The organism is Alicyclobacillus tolerans (assembly GCF_048984885.1).
GTDB lineage: Bacteria > Bacillota > Bacilli > Alicyclobacillales > Alicyclobacillaceae > Alicyclobacillus_I > Alicyclobacillus_I tolerans.
In genome coordinates this window covers 1,676,273-1,694,062 of the sequence record NZ_JBMGNK010000002.1, presented here as the reverse complement: position 1 = coordinate 1,694,062, position 17,790 = coordinate 1,676,273, and the positions used below count along the sequence as shown (strand labels likewise).

The 17,790-nt window shown below is 44.1% G+C and carries 20 protein-coding genes; 4 read left to right on the top strand and 16 right to left on the bottom strand.

Features of this window, described 5'->3' with window-relative positions; translation table 11 throughout:
- Positions 1–71: 71 nt before the first annotated feature.
- The 10 genes from ACOJUR_RS08405 to ACOJUR_RS08360 form a co-directional block, all read right to left on the bottom strand.
- Positions 72–668 carry a hypothetical protein gene (locus ACOJUR_RS08405; protein ID WP_420949730.1) on the bottom strand — a complete coding sequence of 199 codons (597 nt, stop codon included), beginning with the start codon at positions 666–668 and terminating at the stop codon, positions 72–74.
- A 73-nt stretch (positions 669–741) separates the two neighbouring features.
- On the bottom strand, positions 742–1,335 hold the full coding sequence (locus tag ACOJUR_RS08400) for a hypothetical protein (protein WP_420949729.1): 594 nt from the start codon (positions 1,333–1,335) through the stop codon (positions 742–744).
- Positions 1,336–2,068: 733 nt separating this feature from the next.
- Positions 2,069–2,683 carry a hypothetical protein gene (locus ACOJUR_RS08395; protein ID WP_420949728.1) on the bottom strand — a complete coding sequence of 205 codons (615 nt, stop codon included), beginning with the start codon at positions 2,681–2,683 and terminating at the stop codon, positions 2,069–2,071.
- Between the two features lie 124 nt (positions 2,684–2,807).
- Positions 2,808–3,973 (bottom strand): IS3 family transposase gene (locus ACOJUR_RS08390; protein ID WP_420949712.1). Its coding sequence is split into 2 segments (ribosomal slippage): positions 2,808–3,715 and positions 3,715–3,973, totalling 1,167 coding nucleotides; the frame shifts between segments, so codons are not numbered across the junction.
- 215 nt (positions 3,974–4,188) lie between these two features.
- Positions 4,189–5,064, bottom strand: coding sequence for a DNA-processing protein DprA (locus ACOJUR_RS08385; RefSeq protein ID WP_420949727.1), 876 nt, complete (start codon positions 5,062–5,064; stop codon positions 4,189–4,191).
- Positions 5,065–5,214: 150 nt separating this feature from the next.
- Positions 5,215–5,565 carry a hypothetical protein gene (locus ACOJUR_RS08380; RefSeq protein WP_420949726.1) on the bottom strand — a complete coding sequence of 117 codons (351 nt, stop codon included), beginning with the start codon at positions 5,563–5,565 and terminating at the stop codon, positions 5,215–5,217.
- Positions 5,566–6,340: 775 nt separating this feature from the next.
- Positions 6,341–6,706 carry a hypothetical protein gene (locus ACOJUR_RS08375; protein WP_420949725.1) on the bottom strand — a complete coding sequence of 122 codons (366 nt, stop codon included), beginning with the start codon at positions 6,704–6,706 and terminating at the stop codon, positions 6,341–6,343.
- A 598-nt stretch (positions 6,707–7,304) separates the two neighbouring features.
- Entirely contained in the window at positions 7,305–8,564 is a 1,260-nt protein-coding gene (locus tag ACOJUR_RS08370) for a DNA methyltransferase (protein ID WP_420950526.1), read from the bottom strand.
- Between the two features lie 18 nt (positions 8,565–8,582).
- A complete protein-coding gene (locus tag ACOJUR_RS08365; protein WP_420949724.1) occupies positions 8,583–9,938 on the bottom strand; it encodes a hypothetical protein in 1,356 nt (451 codons plus the stop codon).
- Between the two features lie 2 nt (positions 9,939–9,940).
- Positions 9,941–11,938, bottom strand: coding sequence for an ATP-binding protein (locus ACOJUR_RS08360; protein ID WP_420949723.1), 1,998 nt, complete (start codon positions 11,936–11,938; stop codon positions 9,941–9,943).
- Positions 11,939–12,594: 656 nt separating this feature from the next.
- Here ACOJUR_RS08360 and ACOJUR_RS08355 point away from each other — a divergent pair.
- Genes ACOJUR_RS08355 through ACOJUR_RS08340 form a run of 4 tightly spaced genes read left to right on the top strand, consistent with a single transcriptional unit; the run spans position 12,595 to position 14,407 of the window.
- Positions 12,595–12,804: a site-specific integrase gene (locus ACOJUR_RS08355; RefSeq protein ID WP_420949722.1), complete on the top strand. Its 210-nt coding sequence runs from the start codon at positions 12,595–12,597 to the stop codon at positions 12,802–12,804.
- Positions 12,805–12,856: 52 nt separating this feature from the next.
- Positions 12,857–13,237, top strand: a complete 381-nt coding sequence (locus ACOJUR_RS08350) for a tyrosine-type recombinase/integrase (RefSeq protein ID WP_420949721.1) — start codon at positions 12,857–12,859, stop codon at positions 13,235–13,237.
- A 16-nt stretch (positions 13,238–13,253) separates the two neighbouring features.
- Positions 13,254–13,541 (top strand): transposase, encoded by a 288-nt coding sequence (locus ACOJUR_RS08345; RefSeq protein WP_420949720.1) that lies wholly within the window; start codon positions 13,254–13,256, stop codon positions 13,539–13,541.
- A complete protein-coding gene (locus ACOJUR_RS08340; protein WP_420949719.1) occupies positions 13,526–14,407 on the top strand; it encodes an IS3 family transposase in 882 nt (293 codons plus the stop codon). The genes ACOJUR_RS08345 and ACOJUR_RS08340 overlap by 16 nt, the downstream gene beginning before the upstream one ends.
- Before the next feature lie 254 nt (positions 14,408–14,661).
- Here ACOJUR_RS08340 and ACOJUR_RS08335 read toward each other — a convergent pair whose 3' ends face one another.
- From ACOJUR_RS08335 to ACOJUR_RS08310, 6 genes are read right to left on the bottom strand one after another with little or no spacing between them, the layout of a single operon-like run.
- Positions 14,662–14,946 carry a HesB/YadR/YfhF family protein gene (locus tag ACOJUR_RS08335; protein ID WP_420949718.1) on the bottom strand — a complete coding sequence of 95 codons (285 nt, stop codon included), beginning with the start codon at positions 14,944–14,946 and terminating at the stop codon, positions 14,662–14,664.
- On the bottom strand, positions 14,906–15,547 hold the full coding sequence (locus tag ACOJUR_RS08330; RefSeq protein WP_420949717.1) for a hypothetical protein: 642 nt from the start codon (positions 15,545–15,547) through the stop codon (positions 14,906–14,908). The genes ACOJUR_RS08335 and ACOJUR_RS08330 overlap by 41 nt, the downstream gene beginning before the upstream one ends.
- A 32-nt stretch (positions 15,548–15,579) precedes the next feature.
- Entirely contained in the window at positions 15,580–15,789 is a 210-nt protein-coding gene (locus tag ACOJUR_RS08325; RefSeq protein ID WP_129583687.1) for a hypothetical protein, read from the bottom strand.
- A gap of 43 nt (positions 15,790–15,832) precedes the next feature.
- Positions 15,833–16,969, bottom strand: a complete 1,137-nt coding sequence (locus ACOJUR_RS08320; protein WP_420949716.1) for a hypothetical protein — start codon at positions 16,967–16,969, stop codon at positions 15,833–15,835.
- On the bottom strand, positions 16,970–17,602 hold the full coding sequence (locus tag ACOJUR_RS08315; RefSeq protein WP_072875357.1) for a cytochrome b N-terminal domain-containing protein: 633 nt from the start codon (positions 17,600–17,602) through the stop codon (positions 16,970–16,972).
- Positions 17,599–17,721 (bottom strand): hypothetical protein, encoded by a 123-nt coding sequence (locus tag ACOJUR_RS08310; RefSeq protein WP_255567361.1) that lies wholly within the window; start codon positions 17,719–17,721, stop codon positions 17,599–17,601. Before ACOJUR_RS08310 ends, ACOJUR_RS08315 begins: the two co-directional genes overlap by 4 nt.
- Positions 17,722–17,790: the final 69 nt, after the last annotated feature.

Here is a 17,790-nt window from a genome sequence, read left to right as displayed (position 1 = left end):
TCCAGCCTATCACAAGGTTTCCTTGTATTTCCTTCCATTTGTCTGTAGTATAGAATGCTTGACCGAAAATGTCAATGGGTGGAAATCTTCATGGAACCGTGAATCGACCAAAGGAGCATCAGGCTAGCTAAAACAAGGAAGGTATAGGTTATTCGCATCATCCAAGGCTCGATATAGAAGAGGGTGACGTGCAAAGTTCGCCACATGGATTTCCAAAGACCGAGTTCTTTCCACTGTCCACGACATTCTTCTCGAATGCTTCCCCACACGTCCACGCCCGGCAGAAGCAGAGAAGCCGAACGTTCAGTTAAAAGATACTGGACATAGAGTTGCTGAATCAATCGGAAAAATTTCTTCTGAAATTTCGGGTTTTCAGATAACGCCTGGATGAACCTGCGTTCCCTGCGCGTGACGGACGGATGGTTCTCCATTTTTTTAACGAGTTGTTGATACACGGATTTGATGACATCCGGATCCTCCGTCTTCCAGCGCATCATGCCAGGAAAGCTGTATGGCAACAAAAGTGTTTCGTAGATCGCATAGGCATCACGGTAGAAATGCTCCTTGCGTTCGGAGTCCGACTGTAGCATTTTTCTTCGTAACCTCCATTCAAACAACACAAGATTGAGGAAAAACGTCAGTAAGCAGGATAATAAAATTTCAAGCATCCAACCCCTTCTTGTGAGAGGGAAAATTAGACATTTTGAACGGAAATTCCTCTAACTATGAAGGGGCGGAAATCTAAAAGGATGAGTGGATGGCGTAGATGAAGAGAACCGCGCAAACCGCGCTGAGTATCAGCATTGCCTGAAGCAAATACGGCTCCAGATAGAACAGGGAGACAAGAAACGTGCGGTAGATGGATTTCCACCATCCAAGAATTGCGGTTTGACCGCGGCATGTTTGGCGAATCCTGTACAGTACGCTTCGCTGTGGGAAGAGCGAAGGTTGCTTGGCATTGACCGTCCAGTATCCGAGATACAGTTGCTGGATGAGATATCGAAACAACTCTTTTTGTTTGCGATTCCAGCAGCGCACATCCGGATCAAATCGGGCGAATTCCTGGCGATCCAACCAACTTAGTGATTCGCAGGTTTGGGAAAATGTGAACAGTTCATCCCAAACAGCTTGCAACGTGCTGTCTTTTTCTGTCCAACGTATCCAGCCGGGAAAGCTGTATGGCAACAAAAGTTTTTCGTAGATCGCATAGACATCCCGGTAGAAATGCTCCTTGCGTTCGGAGTCCGACTGTAGCATCTTTTTTCGTAACCTCCATTCCAGCAACACAAGGTTGAGGAAAAATGTCAGTAAGCAGGAGAATAAAATTTCAAGCATCCAGTCCCTCCTTTTGGGAGGAAAAATTGGACATTTTGAGCAGGGATTCCTCTAATTATGAAGGAGCGGAAATCTGGACGGTGCAACTATTCCAGATATGAAAGAAGAAAAGTGTACGAGTGAGGTTGAATTGAAAGACTAGGTTTAGGAGTTCGACTTTGTACGTCACAAACGGTTTTGGATAGTTTTATTAAATTACGGATTCCTTATGATATGAAGGATTTCGGGGCTTCAGTTCACAGACGCTCATGGGTGGTCACGAGTAGGATATGTGTTATATATGAGCACTGAGCTCAGGGTTCAAAAAATTCTACCAAGATCCGAAGGAATGTCCGATGCAAGGACGTTTCTTGAATTGTACTGTCTTCGCACGAGATCGTAAGCTACGCCTCTGCTGCGACACATTTTGTAGTTGGTACATCCGAAAAATGCGGACTTATCTCGATGGTTAAACCTAAGCCGGTAATTCCCTTCACATGCATCCCTTGAACATTGAATCTTTCCCATACCATTCTGTGGCAAAACTACTGTAGCCTGAGAGGCTCCGAATGCAACTACTGACACTTTGGCAGCCCCAGCTTCATAAAGCATCCGTGCGCACTCCAATGCTGTGGCGCCACTGGTCACAATATCATCGAATAACAAAACATGCCCGCTTACCGGTCTTGTTACCTGAAATGCATTGTAAACATTTATGAAGCGATTTGGATGTGAACCAGCAAACTTTTGCTGGTCATAGTCCCGAACAGTGCGCAAAAGATCCGGTTGTACCTTCGTGGCTGGTAAGAAGTCCCCGTTTGCTTGCGCAATAGCGGCGTCCAGAACTGGTATATGCCTGTTTTGTCGTCCTGGCCTGGGTGGGACGGCAGTTAAGATGTTCCCCCCAGTGCATATACACTTTGATAGTCCTAGCAAGCAGGTCCCCCATATGCTGGATATAACTTGTCCATCCATTCTTGAGGCCTAAAATTCTGTGGGAAAGCGGGTGAATGTACGTTCGACGATAATTGGACGTGAAATATCTTCCACCAACAAAAAGTGTGGCCTTTGTATCTGGGGAGAGCAGATGCTCTATTTCAAATTCTTTGAAGCGCCCAGTACCACTTATCCCGTGGGCAAAAAGTTCTCCAAAGTATCCGTACATCTCTCCATTCAAGCTTTTCAGAAGGCTTGATATATCGTGTGCCTCATGATCTGGCATATGTGTATAATCAGTGCCTTCTTTGGTATACAGGATTGTAGCAACACCAAGGCTTGTAGCCAAATAAATCTCTTGTGGATTTCCAGTGATAAAGACCGCTTCATATGGCTGATGCTGCAATTCCTGAAATAGGCGAGTTAAAAGCATGTCTACAGGAAGGCTTAATTCCAGGTCCCGAAAGATGACACGTGGTATTAAGTCAATATAGTGGACACCTCAAAACAGAGAAATTGTAAGTTTTAATATTCTGACACGATTACTTTTGTCTCGCTTAGCTTGCCTTGACTCTCGACACTTGGAAATATCTTCTTTCGTACTCAGCCGGTGCTAGAAACCCGATAGATGAGTGTACCCGCTCCCGGTTGTACCAGACCTCAATGTATTCGAAGATCCGTCGTATGGCTTGTTCCCTTGTTTTGAACTTTTCCAGATACACGAGCTCTCGCTTGATGATGCTGTGAAACGACTCAATACACGCATTGTCAAAGCAATTACCCTTGCGGCTCATGCTACCAACCATCCCGTACTCTTGCAGCTTTTCCTGGTAGTCATGAGAGGCGTACTGGCTCCCACGGTCCGAATGATGCAGCACTGGTTCTGTTGGCCTCTGGCGTTTGCAGGCCTGCTCCAGCGCTCCGATGCACAGCTCTTTTGTCATCCGTGCATCCGCACGCCAGCCCACAATCTTGCGGCTATATAAATCCTCCAAGCTGGCCAGGTAGAGCCATCCCTCATCCGTTGGGATGTAAGTGATGTCTGCCATGTATACTTGGTTAGGACGCTCTGCTACGAACGTTTGGTTTAGCACATTATCCTGTACCGGGTAGTCGTGGTTCGAATACGTCGTCGCCTTGTACTTGCGGACTGTGCGGCTCCTAAGCCCATTCTCCCGCATGATGTTGGCCACTGTCTTTTGAGCCACCCGTTCGCCCTCATGGCGCAGGATCTGCGTGATCTTAGGACTGCCATATAGACGACGGGATTTCACGAATATCTGATGGACTCGTTTCGTGATTCGCTTCCGGCGCTTGGAACGCTCACTCTCAGGACGCCTGAGCCAAGCATAGTACCCGCTCCGAGATACCCCCAATATTTTGCACATCTTCTCAACCGAAAATTTGGAGCGGTGTCTGTGGATGAATTGGTACCTTATTTCCGGTCGTTTGTGAAGATGCGCACAGCTTTTTTTAAGATCGCATTCTCCTCTCGCAGTTCACGGATTTCCCGCTCAAGATCCCGTAGGGCCTTCGCTTCCGGCTTGAGGTTCCCGCTCCCGACGAACGGGGTAGAAGGATCCTCCTTGTATTTTGCCATCCAGCCATACAACGTCTTTTGCGAAATACCGAGCTCCCGAGCCACCTGGCTCGCTGGTTTCCCGCTCTCCAAAGCCAATTGAACTGCGTGAAGTTTGAATTCCTTGTCGTATTTCTGTGTCATGTGGCTCACCTCGAATCGCCTTATTCTTACATTCTCGATTCGTTGTGTCCACTATTTCATCCTAACACCAACGCTCCCCGATTTGTTGTTGCAAAGCTGTTTTGCGGACACCTTCAGGGCAAATGAACACACACTGATACGCTGATGTCAACTGTGCGAGGCTGTTGTCAGCGGCTTCGGGTATGTGATCCAGTTTCACTATCAAGACATCTGGGCTATTGCATTCCAGTAGCACTCTCGCTCACATCCAACGTATACGTCGTACTGCGACTCTCTCTATTCGATGAGGTCGCCGCAAGCAAGTTTTCTCGTTGCAACTTCTCCATCAGGTCGTCGATAGTGGTAAAGCTCTGAGCTCCTTTTTGGGACACAAATGCTTTAGGCCATTTAAGATTCGGGTTTTCAACGGCACTCTGAGGAATAAAGACTCTACGCCCCTGTTTTAAGGCCTCTCTGGCTTGAATCAATGCCCCACTGGTCTCACTAGCTTCAATCACTATAGTAGCAATGGAGATTCCGCTCATAGTGGCATTTCTCATAGGGAAGTTCCACTTTTGAACGGGAGCAGACGGAAGAAACTGTGAAACGAGCAATCCAGTTGCACCGATATATTCTTGAATTTGCTTGTGCTGAGCAGGATATGCTTTGTTGAGTCCAGTACCAATGACCGCAATCGTTGGCTTCCCTGCATCCCTAGTACCAGCATGTGCAGCACGGTCAATCCCTTTGGCCAATCCTGACGCAACAATAATATGGCGCTCTGATAAAAGCCTCGACAATCGGCGGGCATTGTTCGCTCCGGTCGATGTCGGATTACGGGTTCCAACAATTGATAGTACAGAGCGGTCTGCCAGCAAAGCATCACCCCGGAGAAAGAGAAAGGGCGGGCTATCAGGAAGCGCACTAAGCCTCTTTGGATATAAGGGGCCTCCTCGGCGAACAACAAGGTCGTTCGTATTTAGCATTGCCAAGCCTTTGTTCACAACAGTCTTTGCCGCATCTAACTCGTCATCGGATACTGCAAGAACACTCTTCAACTCATATTCCCAATCGTTTGCATGGCAAATTTTTTCATATATTGGTAGTGACATTTTGACCGAGTACCGGTTCAAGGTCAGAATTGTGAAGTAGCATATTGCATCTCGCTCTGTGGATTCTGGCACAAAAAACGGCATCAATGTCACCCCCTATAGGTAAATTATACGATACCTGTCGAGCATCGTCCTTCATTTGCACGGCAATTATGGGAAAACTATAGAATCATCGGACTTTTCGTAGTCAATTGATTGACCTGTCTTTTCACCGCTGTATGTCCTTGGCCGAAATTTTTGAATCCAGAATTTCCAGAGCAACAAAATAGCGACTGGAATCTGCCAAACTAGAACATAGAAAATTATCGTACCAATTAATAGTGGTGAAGGTGGTTGAAGAATTTGTACGTTAGGCATGCTCTCCAGATACGGCGTGGATAAATCTGGTGAGTGTGAAGGAATTCCCGAACGAGAAGCGGATGGAGTGGCAGCGCATAGATTTGCATCAGGAAAAGCATGACCAGCACACCCACATCCAGACATATGTTCCAGACCTATCATTGTTAGCCGATTGATCTCTGGCAACCCACGGGGACAAGCAAACCATTGCCATTTCGATGCCTAAAACATAAAATATGAACTCAAACCATCGACTTTTTCTATCTATATTTAAAGTGTGCATTCATCCTTTTGCGCGAATGGAGTCTCCTCTTAGCTAAACAATCCATTCACGTTCCCTCCTTCCATCACAAAATACATGTCATATAGAAGGAGGCAAAGACTGAAACGTTATCATTTTTAGTATAGACCATTCGTATTATCGACAATCACGGACTTTCCCAATTTTCACGAACGGATTTTTTGCGTGCGCATCCCAACTATATCACCTTCCTCCGTAACCTCTATTTCTTCATGGAAGTGGTTGATGGAAAAACAACATCTCAAACAGGACGCTCCAGGCGTTGAACGCGTCCAAGAAAGAGTTATAGAAATTATTCCTTGGGAATTTTACGCATACAGAGGTTTAGCTGAAAGACGCGGTTTAGGAACTACTCTCCGGGGGTGTCGCCGGATGACGGAGAATGCTATATTCCCTTATATGGCACGGAGTTTCTGAAGAGATTGTATCGCCGAATGTTGGGGATTATCAGGCGTTTGCTAACAGTTCGTTAGCAATTTTGTTAGCATACTCTTCATAAGACTTTTGAATAAGGAAGTGGTTGAGGTAAGTCCATCTTTCCTACGTACAATCAACTGTAAAAATTAAAATATATGCGATGTTAGCATAAGACTACGCTATCCCTCCAAAGTACCTGTCTCCAGCTTTGAATCGATGTTACCGCCATAAAAAATCTGGCCGCAATAAGCGAATGGCTTTACCAATCTGTTCCCGCTCATCATATGTAAAAAACTGAAAGGGCAATACAGCTCCACGGCCAAATACGAAGAGTACCGATTTACCGCTGGCCAACTTACTCTCACACCATGTCAAAGGAGGTTTGTTATAGGTCTTTAATGTTAGCTTTTCGATTTGAACCGGAATCATGGCCTCTGGCTCAAGTGCCGTAAATAACCTGTTAATCTGTTTCCGCCGTCGAGAAGATGCTGCCGAACCGATCAAATGTTTAGCATATAAATCGTGATCTACAGAAGTAATAACTATATCTGGTTGCAGGTATTCAAGCAAAGAACGCCATAACATAAGACCATCTGGGCGAGCTTTCTTTTTGAATACATTTTGTTCCTCCCTCTCCTTCTGGGGTCGTAGGATTGTATTTTTTGAATCGCTAAATTTTGACCCCAACCGAGACCACGTAGGGTTTGTTGCAATCGGAGTACAGATATCTGTATGTACTGCAGTCATTTTTGTAGTTGCGTAACCTGCATTCATCCCCTTAAGTAAAGGAGTAAAGGTTTCATCAAACCACTCATAAGGAGAGCGATGTTTGTCTACCCGAAAATATTCATTTAAGTGTTCAGCGTAGTCCTTGGCAAAAGCAGGCGAGTCGTGGTACTCCCCGAATCTGTCCGAATCAAACCTTGTTTTCAGTTCGAATTCCCTATTAGAGATGGATTCAGTCCTGCTGTTACGATGCGCACATTTGAATCCCAGTACGCTTCTACATCCCCAAAATACGCTATGGGGAAGGAATTCCGAACAACACATGATGATTGTTTAAACGAATCGTAGTGACAATAGATTTGTCGAACAAGGGTCTCCCACTGACTCGTCAATAAATTCTCCCCCCATAATTTAAGAAACGGTATGTCAAGTTCAAATTCTCCTCAATAGGGGAGCTTTAGGTCGTAAATTTGCTTAATACCTCATCAGAACCCTTACCATATCTAAAACGAGGTTTTTTTTGCTTATATAGAATCAGAATTCGATCTATTTTCGTAGCGTTTCCCTGAGTTTTACCCCATATTCGGGTTACTTTGTCCGAAACAGGCAATCGATCCTCAACGATTCCGTAGAGATTCATCGAAGTAGTGTCTTTGATCTGTGTCCAAACGTACTCCGCGAGGTTTAATGGAGGCCTACCCGGTTCCTCAACATCACCAATTACGAAGCATGCCAATCCGTCATCACGCAAAACCTTTGCACATTCATCTACGATATTACCCAAAAAATTGGTATACCTTGCTAAGGTATGCTCATCATCAAGTCTCAGACCTTTGTCAATTGTCTTTATGTCCTCGCCAAGCATCCATAGCCTTATCCAATTAAACGTTCCGTAATTTACTACCTTCAGATATGGTGGTGACGTAAAGACCATCTTAACTTGGCCGCTCTGGATATGGCTGTCAGGAAGAGATGACAGTGTTCTCGCATCCGCCAGAAAAGCATTACCGCTCCGTATAGGTAACTGATTCTTAAACAGGCGGTTTACTTTATACACTAACTTATCAAACACATCTACTTGAGGTTTAACGAGACTGTGTTGGTCAATGTACTTTCGTACGTACCCTGGTGCCATCGAAAATGTATTTGGCATACTAATCGACAAATAGCTGGTATCACCAGACTTTCTATGGTTCCCATGCATTATTCCCATCAATGCAGCCAATAGGAACCGGTCTACCTTGTCAATGCCATCTTTCCAATTTGCAAACATCGTTCTGATAAAGACAAGCTGTGGCAGTGTAATGCTATCGTCGTACAGCATTCTAATCTCATCGGGTACACCTGTAATGTCAGGGGGTTCATACAGGTTCCGCAGTACTTCAATTCTAGCCAGAACATCATCATGTGATGGTGGATCCAATTTGGCATGTGTTAGTAAATATGCTAACGGATTAAGATCCACTCCAAGTCCGATCCTGCCTGACACGCATGCTTCAAGCGGGCATGTACCCCTTCCGGAAAAAGGATCTAAAATAACATCTCCCTTCCTAGTGAACTGCTCTATAAAATACCTAGGCAACCCAGGGGGGAACATGGCAAGGTACGAACACATTGGATGTAAACTGTGCCCCCACCGTTTCGGTATTGACCTCCATGTTGGAGGAACATTTATCCTTCGAACTTTTACAGTACCAATTGTACTCATAACACCCATAGCCAACCTCGATCAATTTTAGTTCCGATGCATAGACGACCGGACGAACTTCTCCAGAATTAACGAACTAGGATGATGCGCTAACGAAACCAGCTTATTCACGAGAGCGATCGGAATAAGGGAGCTGTCATACATGTCACATTTCAACTTGTCAATATTGAGCAGAATGCAATTGATGTTGTGAAAATCCGCAAGCTTGGGATTAATGACGACCTCTGCCGATCTGGTCGGAACTGTTATCACATACATCTGTCCTTCATGTGACTTGTATATCATTTTAGCTCCGTAATAAGAAGTCCTTGCATAAGGATTACTGTCGTCCGCATTCCCGGGCAGAATATGCCTGTATATATACTTATTGCTTAATAATAATAAGGAACCATTTTCTAAACGGGGAGCCAACTGATCCGCATGATCGACGAAGGGTCCACTCTTCTCCATACCCGCCAAAAATACGTTACGATGATCCATGAGATATACACAAAGCTTACGCATCGGTTGATGCATATTGGCTGTCTGCCCAAAGAAAGCTAATGGCCCATCTTTCAAGAACAGCATTTCATTAAGTAATGCGGGTTGAGTCTTCAAAATCAACCGTATTAGGTGAACAATCAACATTTGTTCCATAAGCGTTGTAACGTAACCCAATATTCCACCTGCGCCAAGTTCGTTATCAACGGCTTCATGCAAACGAAAAACATCGGTTAAAAACAAAGTGCCATTGCATCCAGGGCATGAAAAAGTGTACTGGTTCGACATATGCGATTTATTCAAACTAATGTCCCTCATTCCACACGAAGGACAATTAGAAAGGCTCCATAAACCAGATCCATCGTTACTGTATTCCTCATAAATGAACCAGCGTAGTGTCTCAATTAACCGATCGTGAACTGGATCAGCGGAAGGTTCTTTTCTGAACACATCGTACACTGTGCGCCGAACACTGTCGATTAATGAGGACTCGCCTTTTAGCGCAAGATTACGAATCGGCAAGGCCATTTTAAGTCTTTGAATTTGCTTTAACTTAGCCATATCATCCGGGTCGACAAAAGGTTTCCCGGTTAATTCGTCTAAGTCATTAACCCCGAAAATATTTACCCCTAGTTGAAACAGAGCAATCGTAGCGGATGGGAATTCCTGCCTTACGACTACCTCGGTGTATCCCCCATCAATTGCAAGCACATGCTTAATAGAATTATTACTGACGAGTTCGCTTACGTTGATTACCTGCTGATCCAACGTGCTATCGCTTACTTCTTCAGGAAAATCACACATCGCCAAGTATTCTGAAACAGCCGGATCCCTTATTATGTGGATGTGCGAAGACTTACTTGCGTACTCGTTTGGTCGTCTTCCTTTACTTGTATACGCCAACCCTACTCCTCCTTTGCGGAGAACCGGTCAATTTGAACTGGAACTACAAAGGGGTTCGAATACGTCTTCATCCGCACAAATCCTTTATCACTGCCTGCACTAAAACGTACTAGGCCATCCGTGAAATCACCAAAATCATAATACTTTCTTAATTCCCTCAACTCATCATCATTATTGAGATGTGCAATAAACCAGTTTTGAGTATTCTTAAGTATGTTGGAACTAATGGTACTAACCTCCTGAGTCGCATACACCATACCTAAGTTTAATTTAGCACCCTCTTTTGCTATGCGGTTATAAATCTGACTAAGATCCTTATCGTCCTTCTTCGGAAACAAATTGTGTGCCTCTTCAAAGTAGAACTGTATAAAATTATTAGGCTTATTCTGTATGAATCTGTTCATTGCGTCACCGAAGATTTTTTGACAAACCCTCTCAGAATAGAGCCTTTGTACCTCTGGATCACCTTGAGAAAGATCCACAATTATTATGTTCCCGTCCCGAACCCCATCAACAATGTCGTCCTCAAATGGCTTCGATGATGCTTCAGTATGTAGATCCAGCATGTCACGAAGTTTACGAAATCCACTAACATTTGCATTTCCACCCGGTTTTTGTTTCCGTGTTAGAAATACGAGAAGAGCTTTTAGATCTTCATCGGCCCATTCGTGTCCTTTCTCTGCTGCATACTTCGTAAAGAAGGTGTCATTATAGTTACCCCAGATTTTTGTGAACCAATTGGTAGCTTCACTCAGCGACAAACCCTTATCCGGATTGATACTTCCGTCTTGCTTAACCATTGCGTTAAGTTCAGGAGACCCTTTAAACTTCACCTTAAAATTTTGTGGGGCTTTGAATCCTGCACTGAATAAACAGCATAAGTAAGCAGCTTTTTTTCGAAGATATCGGGTGTTCGCAGAATAATCTTGAGGATCCTCTGGCTCGCTCAGGTCGACTGCAAGAAAACTCTTCACATAGTCTCCTGGCTCAGTAGCAAGTCTCGATTTAATAAGCTCAAATCCTGATAAGATTTCGCTATAAAAGTTGACTTTCATAACTCTAAAGCCTGGTTTTTGAAGAACGCTATACCGTATCACAGAGTCAGAATACATTTCAAAGATTGCCGTTCCCTCATCTTGCATATTGGCATTAGCATACTCCCCGTTAATATCAAAGATAATCTGACCAACAGGATAGATGGGCGCTCCGTTATGAGCAAAAGATTCAAGGTTATCGGCTGTTATACCGTCATCAATGTCTTGGAGTCTTGCGGTTGCCTGATTACTGATTTCGACGGTTGCCTGAATCACTTTTTTGACAGTGTTAGACTTACCTGTACGAGTCATTCCGAACATCGCCGTACGTTTTCCGAGGAAATCTTTCGGGGTCACATAGACTGGAACCAATTCGGAGTCCTCTTGAAACCTAAAACTTGAACTGTATCGCACCCGACCAATTCGAATGTCTGTTTCCCCTCCAGGTACACTATCACTATCACGGAGGTTGGCGATTAGTTCAAGAACCCTCCCATTGGCCTTATAAACCGTATAGTTATGCGCGCTATAAAAATTCTCGACATCTGCTCCGAAAACTGTTCGTTCATTCCGATCTAAATAGAAGGTTCCGAGTATCCTACATTCCAAGCCGGAAAAGCTGAATTCATACCGCGTAAATTCGTCCAGTGTGCTCCTTGACTCGGTCGGAGTATCTTTATAGAACTCTATCATCGAACTGATCACATCGTTATCTGTAGGGAGCTTTGTTGGTTTAATGACTCGCAGGAGCAATGCCTCAGATACGCCCTCCTCGTTGTCATAAAATGCAAGTAAAAAGGCTCCTTGTGGTACCCCTCCAACTTTTGACTTCCACGCGTCTGCAATCAATAGGTGAGCACGTTCATAATCTAGATAAAAGGGACGTCCAACAAACATCTCTCTCTGCTTAGCTTCTTTAAAAATGTTCACCATCGCCAGTTTTTGTATAGCATTTGTTAGACTCACAAAAGATCCCCCTCTACAAACCCGTAAAATTTATGTAATGCTAGATGTTATAAACGCCGGACGCACTCTATGGAAAAATTGCAACAAGCGTCGGACGGTACCTTCGTCTGATGAATTTGAGAAGAACCCCAGTATACGCAATTCCATTTTTAACCCAAGACGAAGGGATCGACCGCTCACACTCGATAACACTCAACCACGAACGTCTTTGAATCTAAGTTCATCAGATTGGTCAAGTGGAACCAGTCCTTTGTGTGACGGCTGTTATTAACGTCATAGTTGTCATTCCGTCTCGTTTTATCTACGATGTAGTAAATCCATCGTGTGCTCAATATCGAATCTATGAAGTTCGTAATGCTTACTCATGACACTACAGATTAGTCATAACAAAAAATAACATTCTATTCATTCCACATTGACTCAGAAATCCCTTTCATGTTTTCTACCAAGTGTATAAAAAAGTGAGGTCAATTCTGTCTAAATCTAATGCAAATAAACAGTCGAGAACCAACGTCTATTTTTTCGTATAAGTATGAGTTATACGCAATATTATAGTACAATAGTACAATGTGATTGAGAAAACCTTGTCACTTCAGGCGGAAGAATCACTTTAACGCCTCAAAATTATTGAGTATAACTCTGGAGGCAACAAAACCGTGTCAATTCTGAGCCAATACATTGAGCAAGCCCTGATTGGCAAATCCAAAAAAACGCTCAAGACTTATCGAACTCAACTGGAGAAATTTAACCAGCTTCTCGTCGAATCTGATACGTCACTCGATGATGGACTTACGCGCGTGGACGTGCAATCCTACATATCTTATCGCCAAAGGCCACAAAGCGAGTACGGTCAACCTTGCTTATAACGCAATTCGAAGCTTCGCTCGTTGTTCCCATCAAGAATCTTGCATTCAAAACATGCGCGTTGTCAAACGTACGCCGATTCTTCAACGTACTCCCAAGTCTCTGGAACGAAATGAACGAAACCGGCTCCTCCAGCTTGTGGACCAGAGGCGTAATCCCCGTGACATCGCGATTGTCGCTGTTCTTCTGTACTGCGGGCTTCAGGTAGGTGAATTGGTCGCGCTCAATGTGAAAGACATCGAATTGAAACGTGGTGGATTGGTGTATGTGAATCGCGGTAAAGGTGACAAGGAGCGCGTTGTCCCCGCCACGTCTGAAGTAAGAAGCCTAGTACAAGAATATCTCTCTCAGCGAGGAGACGTTCCCCTGAACGATCCGTTGTTCGTGTATACTTGCCCCAAAGTCAACCCAGACAGAAGGGATGGGTTAAGATGAAGTAGAGGTGTTTGTGATGCTGGGACGTAAGTGGACAGTGGATGAAAAAATAAACATCGTCCTCGAGGGCATGATGCCTAGTGCAAATATTAGCGAAATATGTCGGCAGCATGGCGTGGCCCAGAGTCTTTATTACAGGTGGCGTGAAGCGTTCCTGTCTGGTGGGCGGGCTGGACTTCAGTCCGGACCCTCTACGAGGGAGCAGGAGTTGGAGAAGGAGTTGCAGGAGGCTAGGGCTAAGATCGGTGAGCTTACGATGCAGGTGGATGTGTTGCGAAAAAAATCGAATTGGGGCCGGAAGTAAATAGCCGTTCTTTGGTCTGTCAGCTCACCAAAGAAGGGTTCCCGGTCCCAGTGATTGCGAAAGCGTTAGGGCTGAATCGGACGTACTGTTACAGCCTATTGAAGCCGTATGTGCCAAAACCGAAGCGGCCTCCTGTGGATAAGAACGCTGTGGTTCATCAGTGGATTCGGAAACTGTGCGAAGAATTCCCCACGTACGGATACCGGCGAATCCAAGTCATGCTGCGCCGCCGATACAACTTGCGGGTGAACCATAAACGGGTGTATCGGCTGATGAAGGAAATGGGGCTGCTGGTGAAAACCCAGAAACGGGGCGCTTCACGAGCGAAACGGCGAGGGAAAATACCAGTCACCAGGTCCAACGAGCATTTCCAGTGCGACATGACGAAGGTGTGGTGCGGGAAAGACGGATGGGGTTATCTGTTTGCCGTGATTGACGCTTATGACCGGGAGATTGTGGGGTACTCATTTTCCCGGTTCTGCCGTACGGAGGACTTGCTGAATGCTGTAGATATGGCGCTGAATTATCGTTTCCCAAGCGGCGTTCAAGGTGCCGGTTTGACGCTTCGAACGGACAATGGCTGCCAGATGACGAGTCGACGGTTCATCGAAGCGATGAAGGTCTGCCAAATCAATCACGAGCGGACGGGGTACAACAACCCTCATGCTGACGGATACATCGAGCGATTCTTCCGGTCACTGAAAGAAGAAGAAGTCTGGCTGCAGGAATACAACAGCTTTGCCGAGGCGAAAGCGGCAATTGAATCGTACATTCACTTTTACAACACGGACCGACCACACTCCGCACTAGGTTATCGCTCGCCTTTGGAATTCAGAAATTGGCAAAAGAAACGGAATGCAGCGTGAGACGGTTTTTATCTGAATTGCATTTCTCTCTTAAAAGCCTTCCCATCTGTCTTGACAAAATCGGGTTCACTACGCACGTTTCACCTCACCTTTCAAGTTCATCTTAGATCTTAGGGACGAAACTATGGAGACCGAATTATACTATTTGTGGTAGTGTCGGCGAACTAGTTGGATTGTCATTAGAAATAGTCCTAACTGACTAGTGCAGGATGGTCGAACTAGACACGAATCGACCAGTACACTTACCATATAAATTATAAAAGAGTGTAAGTGATAGAATCTTCTACTATCGTAATTTTTAAATCCCTATTCCCTAGATACCAACTATCTGTTTCTAACATATAAAAAGTATACGAACTTATATGTGCCTGAACAGCCAAAGAACCTTTGGGCATTTCTAATGTTGCAGCTAAAGAAAACCCCGGATAAATCCCATCATCACCACCGTATCTTACATAAAATCGTATAAAATCTCCCGAAGTTAACCAATAGTTTGTTTCAAACCATTGAACCGTCTCTATTGGAATGATGAGTCTCATGATGATCCCCTTCTTTTTCTTCCATCCTATTTTTATTATTGACAATCTTTCCAACCAACTGTTCTAGTCGAGCTAATTCTTCCATAGCATCATCGAGATTTCTTTGAGTTATATTTGTCCCACCCGGGAAAAGCAGGAATCGGACGGCCGCTAATGAGGAACGAAGGTCATTTAATATTTGCCAAGAAACAATTCTTTCGTTCTTTGTGATTTGATGTGACTTTGGTTGATGGGGTTGCATATATTGTCGTTTCTCTAGAGCATGGCGGTAACCAAGCCAGCAAATATTGATGGTTCCAATACCCTGTACTATGCCAAAAGCAGCTACAACATCGAAAGGATATAAAGCAGAATGTTGTTCCATCCATATTATGCATGTTATTAGTCCCAACAAAAGACCAGGAAGAAAACTTAAAAAATAAGAAAGTGCCCCAATTATAGCTAGACGCAAAGCAAACCAAGGGAAACCTGCCCATACTCCATAAATGGCAAACACAATAGCAACAAAGGCTAGAAGAAGATTCAGATAACGAGCTGCTGTATCTAATAATTGATTTTCCATTCTCTGAAAGATAAGTAACAAACGCTCGTATCTTCTCATCTTCTTCTCACCTCTGCTACTTTCTTCTTTCTCTAATTCCCATTGGATAACGACTTTTGCTTTCGATAAAACTGCCTTGCAGAAGCCCACATATTACCGGTTATCCAAATACCAAGAAATAGTATCGGTACTCCCCATACGAGTCCCAGCCAGGTTTGATGAACAATCGCCTCATACACTAGAGATGTCCCATATACGCCAGATAGCAAAGCCAATATCCATATCAGATACATTCGAATCACCGCACCCACATTGAATCCCTTCTCTCCCAAATTTTTTAACGATTTAGTGATGAATGGTTTGATCTATACCTCTACTCACGCCATACTCCTTGAAATTTGTAGAAGTTGGCTCATAACACGCTGGTTTTGATTCTCCAGGAACAAAAGCATATTTCCCTTTAAATTCTTGATGGCAGGAAGTTCTTAATGGACAAGAAGAACACGTTTTAGACTTCTCTAAACGTTTATACCAATCGCGCCAAATCCATCGATGAACTGGTATCACTCGATTTAATCGATTCAACCCTGGAATCCAAGGTAAAAAGACTAACATGAGAAATAATATAGCGATAGTATAAGCGGCCATCTCGTCACCTGAAGCAGATGTCGACCAAGGTGGAATTTGATACAAAAAAGTATAAGGTGTTAGCCACCATGGCCCCGGTACAGCTGCTTCATCGTGATTGATTCCCCATTGTTCCCCTTTCATATCCAATTTTCCAGCGATTTGATGTAAAGCATGGCCTTGTAAAAAGAGTAAATCATCCTGAATGTTGTATCGATAAATGGTGCCAGGATTACTGATTCGATCGAGTGCTCCTGAAAGCAACCCGGATTTCGCCAAAGATAACTCTGAATTCATGAGAGTCTGTACGGGGCCATAAGAACCCGGTGGTACTACCACTTGACCTTGTTTAACTTTGGCATCCTGTAAAGCTTTGGCGTAATGGTTTGCCCATTGTTGCTGTTGTATATAAGGAGCTGTTTCATATTGCCTAAGTGCACGTAAGAGATTTTGGTTATCTGAAGCAGTAGCTAGCATTTTCAACGGCTGCAGTACATCATCTGTAGCAGTATTTAATGGATAAGGCGTGCCCCACCAGGTTTGAGGGGAAAATCCTCCTAAGGACTGAACACTTTGTGGTGCTTCCCCATGAAAGCCTTGATTATAGGGTGGCCCATATTGAGCCATTTCCCCAGTACCATCCAGATCACCTAGAGCTGTTTTTTCTACAACAATCGGTTCCTGATTGGCAATTTGCTGATTCGTGATAGCCGGTCGATAGGGAGCACCCAAAAAAACAGCTACAGCTACAATAAGGATCCCCGTGATGGCTAAACTGATGACACCCTCTTTGACCATATCGAAATCTTTTTGAGGAAATTTTAGCGTATCTCGAGTAAATTTTTTACGGAACATTCAGTTCTCCCCCTTATGTGCAGAGGAAATTTCCGTTTCAGATGATCGAACTGAGTAAGGTGGAACAACTCCTTTACTTCGCACTGCAAGCAAATGAATCCCTACGAGACCAATTAAAATCATAGGTAGAACAACAATATGCAGTCCATACACTTGGCCATTGTTTAAAATGTTTAAAAAACCATCGAGACCTGCACCGTTAAATGCATCTTTACTTTGTACCTGATTCCACTGAGCAAAGAAGTCGCCTCTGCTTAAATAACCTGTAAAGGCAGTCAAAACGGATACAGCAAACGAGAGAGCTCCCCAAACCCATGTCATCGCACGCCCTTCACGCCAGGAGCCCATGAAAAACTGCCCAACCAAATGCATGGTCATGAAGAAGAAAAAGGCTTGAACACTCCAAAAATGAATAGAGCGCATAAAATCACCTAAAGAAGTATGCTGATACCAAAGCGGTCCTTTAGAGGCCATAATGACTCCGGAAGCAATACAAAACACTAAACTACTGAGGGTAAAAACACCAAAACTATAAACTAAAGAATTTACGTATATGGGTTGCTCTGAGGGGAGCAAATTATCCCAAGTTAACTTTTCAGAAACTCGTATGCGTATTTCCCTCGACCAGTTCATTTGCGATGGTCTCCTTTATTATGGCGATGTGGATAAGGGAAAATAACAAATGCGATAAAAATTGCTAACCAAAGAAAACCAACGTAATAATTCGGCCAAGCATTTGCATAGTCTACCATTTAGCCTTCCTCCTTTTTTCATCTTTCACAACTTCATCATAGGCTGACTTTCTTTTAGGCAACAGACAC

Bases quoted from the DNA above. Each gene is read 5' to 3' on its own strand.
- ACOJUR_RS08405 (WP_420949730.1), bottom strand. From the start codon at position 668: ATGCTTGAAATTTTATTATCCTGCTTACTGACGTTTTTCCTCAATCTT.
- ACOJUR_RS08400 (WP_420949729.1), bottom strand. From the start codon at position 1,335: ATGCTTGAAATTTTATTCTCCTGCTTACTGACATTTTTCCTCAACCTT.
- ACOJUR_RS08395 (WP_420949728.1), bottom strand. From the start codon at position 2,683: ATGCTTTTAACTCGCCTATTTCAGGAATTGCAGCATCAGCCATATGAA.
- ACOJUR_RS08385 (WP_420949727.1), bottom strand. From the start codon at position 5,064: ATGTCACTACCAATATATGAAAAAATTTGCCATGCAAACGATTGGGAA.
- ACOJUR_RS08380 (WP_420949726.1), bottom strand. From the start codon at position 5,565: ATGATAGGTCTGGAACATATGTCTGGATGTGGGTGTGCTGGTCATGCT.
- ACOJUR_RS08375 (WP_420949725.1), bottom strand. From the start codon at position 6,706: ATGTTATGGCGTTCTTTGCTTGAATACCTGCAACCAGATATAGTTATT.
- ACOJUR_RS08370 (WP_420950526.1), bottom strand. From the start codon at position 8,564: ATGGGTGTTATGAGTACAATTGGTACTGTAAAAGTTCGAAGGATAAAT.
- ACOJUR_RS08350 (WP_420949721.1), top strand. From the start codon at position 12,857: ATGCGCGTTGTCAAACGTACGCCGATTCTTCAACGTACTCCCAAGTCT.
- ACOJUR_RS08345 (WP_420949720.1), top strand. From the start codon at position 13,254: ATGCTGGGACGTAAGTGGACAGTGGATGAAAAAATAAACATCGTCCTC.
- ACOJUR_RS08335 (WP_420949718.1), bottom strand. From the start codon at position 14,946: ATGAGACTCATCATTCCAATAGAGACGGTTCAATGGTTTGAAACAAAC.
- ACOJUR_RS08330 (WP_420949717.1), bottom strand. From the start codon at position 15,547: ATGAGAAGATACGAGCGTTTGTTACTTATCTTTCAGAGAATGGAAAAT.
- ACOJUR_RS08320 (WP_420949716.1), bottom strand. From the start codon at position 16,969: ATGTTCCGTAAAAAATTTACTCGAGATACGCTAAAATTTCCTCAAAAA.
- ACOJUR_RS08315 (WP_072875357.1), bottom strand. From the start codon at position 17,602: ATGAACTGGTCGAGGGAAATACGCATACGAGTTTCTGAAAAGTTAACT.
- ACOJUR_RS08310 (WP_255567361.1), bottom strand. From the start codon at position 17,721: ATGGTAGACTATGCAAATGCTTGGCCGAATTATTACGTTGGTTTTCTT.